The organism is Dietzia sp. SLG310A2-38A2 (assembly GCF_014145095.1).
GTDB lineage: Bacteria > Actinomycetota > Actinomycetes > Mycobacteriales > Mycobacteriaceae > Dietzia.
This window is the reverse complement of record NZ_JAALDX010000535.1, coordinates 1-3,513: the sequence shown is the minus strand read 5'-3', so window position 1 is coordinate 3,513 and position 3,513 is coordinate 1. Positions and strand designations below refer to the sequence as shown.

At 64.5% G+C, this 3,513-nt stretch carries 3 protein-coding genes; 1 reads left to right on the top strand and 2 read right to left on the bottom strand.

All coding sequences use genetic code 11. From position 1 onward, the window contains the following. Position 1: 1 nt before the first annotated feature. Entirely contained in the window at positions 2–400 is a 399-nt protein-coding gene (locus G6027_RS16845; protein ID WP_182638140.1) for a hypothetical protein, read from the bottom strand. 348 nt (positions 401–748) lie between these two features. Further along, complete coding sequence (locus G6027_RS16840) at positions 749–1,645, bottom strand: alpha/beta hydrolase (protein ID WP_069388583.1); 897 nt, start codon at positions 1,643–1,645, stop codon at positions 749–751. A 512-nt stretch (positions 1,646–2,157) separates the two neighbouring features. On the opposite strand from G6027_RS16840, the gene G6027_RS16835 reads away from it, so the two are divergent. Then, positions 2,158–3,471: an ISL3 family transposase gene (locus G6027_RS16835; protein WP_069388581.1), complete on the top strand. Its 1,314-nt coding sequence runs from the start codon at positions 2,158–2,160 to the stop codon at positions 3,469–3,471. Positions 3,472–3,513: the final 42 nt, after the last annotated feature.

The window sequence follows — 3,513 nt, the reverse complement described above, 5'->3', positions numbered from 1 at the left end:
CTCACCCACACTCAGATGCGAAGAGCCGCGAATGCCCTTCCGAGTCCCTATTGCCGTGATGGTCGACGTACCAGAAGAGAAACTCCCCGGAGTTGTTGGCTAGAAATGGCTCGACTGTTAGACGTGCCAGCGAAAACGGGGGAATGTCGTCGCCAATGCTGTCCGTCATCGTTGCCGGGTCGAGCTCGAGTTCCCACCACTCATCAGCGCCGGATTGTCTGTTGCTTGGCCGCCCGGTCGCAGCGACGACAATCGACAGGAACACTGGCCATGTAGTCACCAAACCCCGGTCAGGGCTGCTGGGAGTCCGGGCGATGCGCCTCGAACCGTCCGAGAGCACCTCGATGCGCTCCCGCTGGAAGTCAACGACGAGCCTCAGGTCCTTCTCTCCAGTTGGCACTACTTTTCCTTCCGTCTGGCCTTGTTAGCTGATCGACGCGTATTTGGCGGCAGGACAGCACCCGAGGGCGGGCGCCAGGTCAAGCCCCTGGAAGTGGTGTAACTGGGTCTTGATCCTTCGCTGGCGCTTCGGCCTCAGATTTACATAAAGTTTGGTTATCGGTCCATGCTCGTGGCCAACATCGAAGCCGGGATCGCAGGGCGGCCACATCCGGGGAAGCGGTCCTCGAGCTCCGCTGTCAGCGAAGCGGCCCGCGGGGGCGGGCGAATCCGGCCATCAATGCAACCGGCACCGATACGCAACCCAGGTGAGCTCCCGCCGCCGGTGACGTTCGAGTCCTCGACGGCGTCAGTGGCGCGATGCGAGAACGTCGTTGTCGAGAAAACCCTTCAATCCGCCGCTGAACACATCGTTGTCGTCGCCGGCGACCATATGACCGGACCCGGTGACGTCGATCAATCTGGCGGTCGGTATGAGCTCAAGCAACTCTTTGGCGCCCTCTTCGCTGACCACGTTTGATTGTGTTCCACGAACGAGCATCGTGGGAACGGTAATCGCGGCTGCGGCGTCCCGGGCGCGTTCGTATCGCACGATCGAGTCGGTCTGGCGGGTGGGTTCGTCGCCCTGGCGCAGAAACGCCGGATCCCAATGCCAATACCAGCGGCCATCGCGCAGACGGAGGTTCTTGCGCAGCCCCTGCGGGTTGGGGGTGCGGACCCGGTTCGGGGTATACGCTGCGATCGCTGCGGCAGCGTCGTCGAGGCTGTCAAAACCATCCAGGCCACTTTGCATGAACGCCATAATCTCCGCGGTGCCGCCCGGTTCGACCTTCGGGGCGATATCGACCAACACCAGACCACGAGCGAGCTCGGGATTCTCTCCTTGTCCGATCAACGACGTCATACCGCCCATCGAGGCCCCGACCAGTACCGGCGTCTGCCCCAACTCGCCGATGACCGAGGTCAGGTCGGCGACCAGAGCGTCGATGCCATAGTCCCCGTCCGGTGCCCATTGGCTCTGCCCATGCCCCCGTGCATCCAGGGCGAGGGCGGACCAGCCGTCCGCCGCGAGCCTGCGTCCGGTGTTTCGCCAGGAATGCCGGGTCTGCCCGCCGCCGTGCAGCAACAGCACCACACCTTTACTGCTGACGTCTGAATCGCCCGCAGTTGACGGTGGATCCCACCGGTCGGCGGCAAGTGTGACACCGTCACCGCGGAGCTCAAGGGTTGTGACTACAGGATCCATAGAAGTTCCTCGCCATGATTATCGAGTGGAGCATTCTCAGTCATGTTGCCGCAGGGGGTGAATACCATTGCACACCACACTCGACCGGCACACTCACTCGACACCGACCCAGACTCCTCGTAGTCGATCAACCAGCCACAATTGGCGCACTCACAGCGGTTCAATCTCGGGTTCAGCGACGTCATCCTCTCGCCGGATGCTGGAACCGAGCTGTTCCGGGCGGAGATCGGGCGGGCGTTCCACGCGGCTGAAAGACTCGTGGAGTCGGCGCGATCGGCCGGCGCGATCCGTTCGGACTTCCACCACAGCGATCTGTACCTGCTGCAGCACCCCAACGGCGGTCTCGCGCGTGGTGTGCACGCGAGCCCACACCCATGGATAAGGGGCCCTTCTGGATCCGGAGTGCGTAACTGGGGTTCGCCGGTGATGCGGTGAGGCACAAGATGTAGGGGTCCTGGGGCGTGTGAAGATGCAAGTTCCTACACCAGCACTTCGCATCCCCAGGACCCGCTTTGAACGCTACCGCCAGCCTGCTTGCCGACACCATCTGCCGCACCGTCGAGTTGGGGGTGACCATCACCGACGCCGCCGTGGCCGACGAGCTCACGCACCTGTTCTGCTCCCCGGTCACACTGGATCCGATCTGCGCCGAGTGCGGGGTGGTGGGCCGGCTACGAGACCACATCGAGCGGCGGGTGACCGATCTGCCGATCGTCGGCCATCCCACCAGACTGCACGTGCGGGTACCGCGCTTCACCTGCGGCAACACCGAGTGCGTCACGCGGATCTTCCAGCAACGCATGCCGGCGTTGGCCGAGCCGCGGGCCAAGACCACCCGCCGTTGCACCCGCTGGATTCTGCAGCGCCTGGCGGTCGACCGCACCAGCGTGTCCGCGGTGGCCAAGGCCCTCGGGCTTGGCTGGGATTTGGTCAACGACCTGGCGGTCTCCGAGATCCGCACGATGGTCTACGACCAGCCCGGACACTTCGACGGGGTGCGCGTTCTAGGGGTCGATGAGCACAAGTGGAAGCACGTGCGCGGTGACGGCAGCAGCTCGTTTGTGACGGTGCTGGTCGACCTGACCCCGGTGGTGGACGGCACCGACCCGTCTCGCCTGCTGGACATGGTCCCGGGGCGTTCGGCGAGGGTCCTGACCGAGTGGCTCGACGCGCGCGACCAGGCGTTCCGTGACCGGGTCAAGGTGGTGACAATGGACGGGTTCGCCGGCTATCACACCGCCGCAGCCAAAGCCGTCCCCGAAGCGCGGACGGTGATGGATCCTTTCCACGTCGTGCACCTGGCCGCGGACAAGCTCACCGTGTGCCGCCAGCGCATCCAGCAGGCCACCACCGGGCACCGGGGCCGCACGGGCGATCCGCTGTACGGCATCCGCCGGACGTTGAACACCCGGGCCGAGCTGCTCACCGACAAGCAGAAGGCCCGCCTGTTCAAAGCGTTCACGGCCAACGATGCGCACGCGGCGGTGGAGGTCACCTACGGCGTCTACCAGCGGCTCATCGCCGCCTACGAGGCCTCGGGCAAGCGGGAGGGCAAGATCGCGATGTACAAGCTCCTCAAATCGATCCGGGCCGGCGTTCCGAAGGAACTACCCGAGCTCGCCCAGCTCGGCCGGTCGCTGTGGAAGCGGCACCGCGAGATCCTCGCGTACTTCGACGTGGGTGCCTCCAACGGTCCCGTCGAGGCCATCAACGGGCGCCTCGAACACCTCCGCGGAATCGCCCTGGGCTTCCGGAACCTCAACCACTACATCTTGCGGTCACTGATCCACTCCGGTCAGCTTCACGACCGGATCAATGCACTCTGATTCCGGAAGGGCCGGATAAGGGGCTCTTCGCATCTGAGTGTG

What these genes read in the sequence shown, in the direction of transcription:
- G6027_RS16840 (WP_069388583.1), bottom strand. Translation starts at nt 1,645, where the DNA reads ATGGATCCTGTAGTCACAACCCTTGAGCTCCGCGGTGACGGTGTCACA.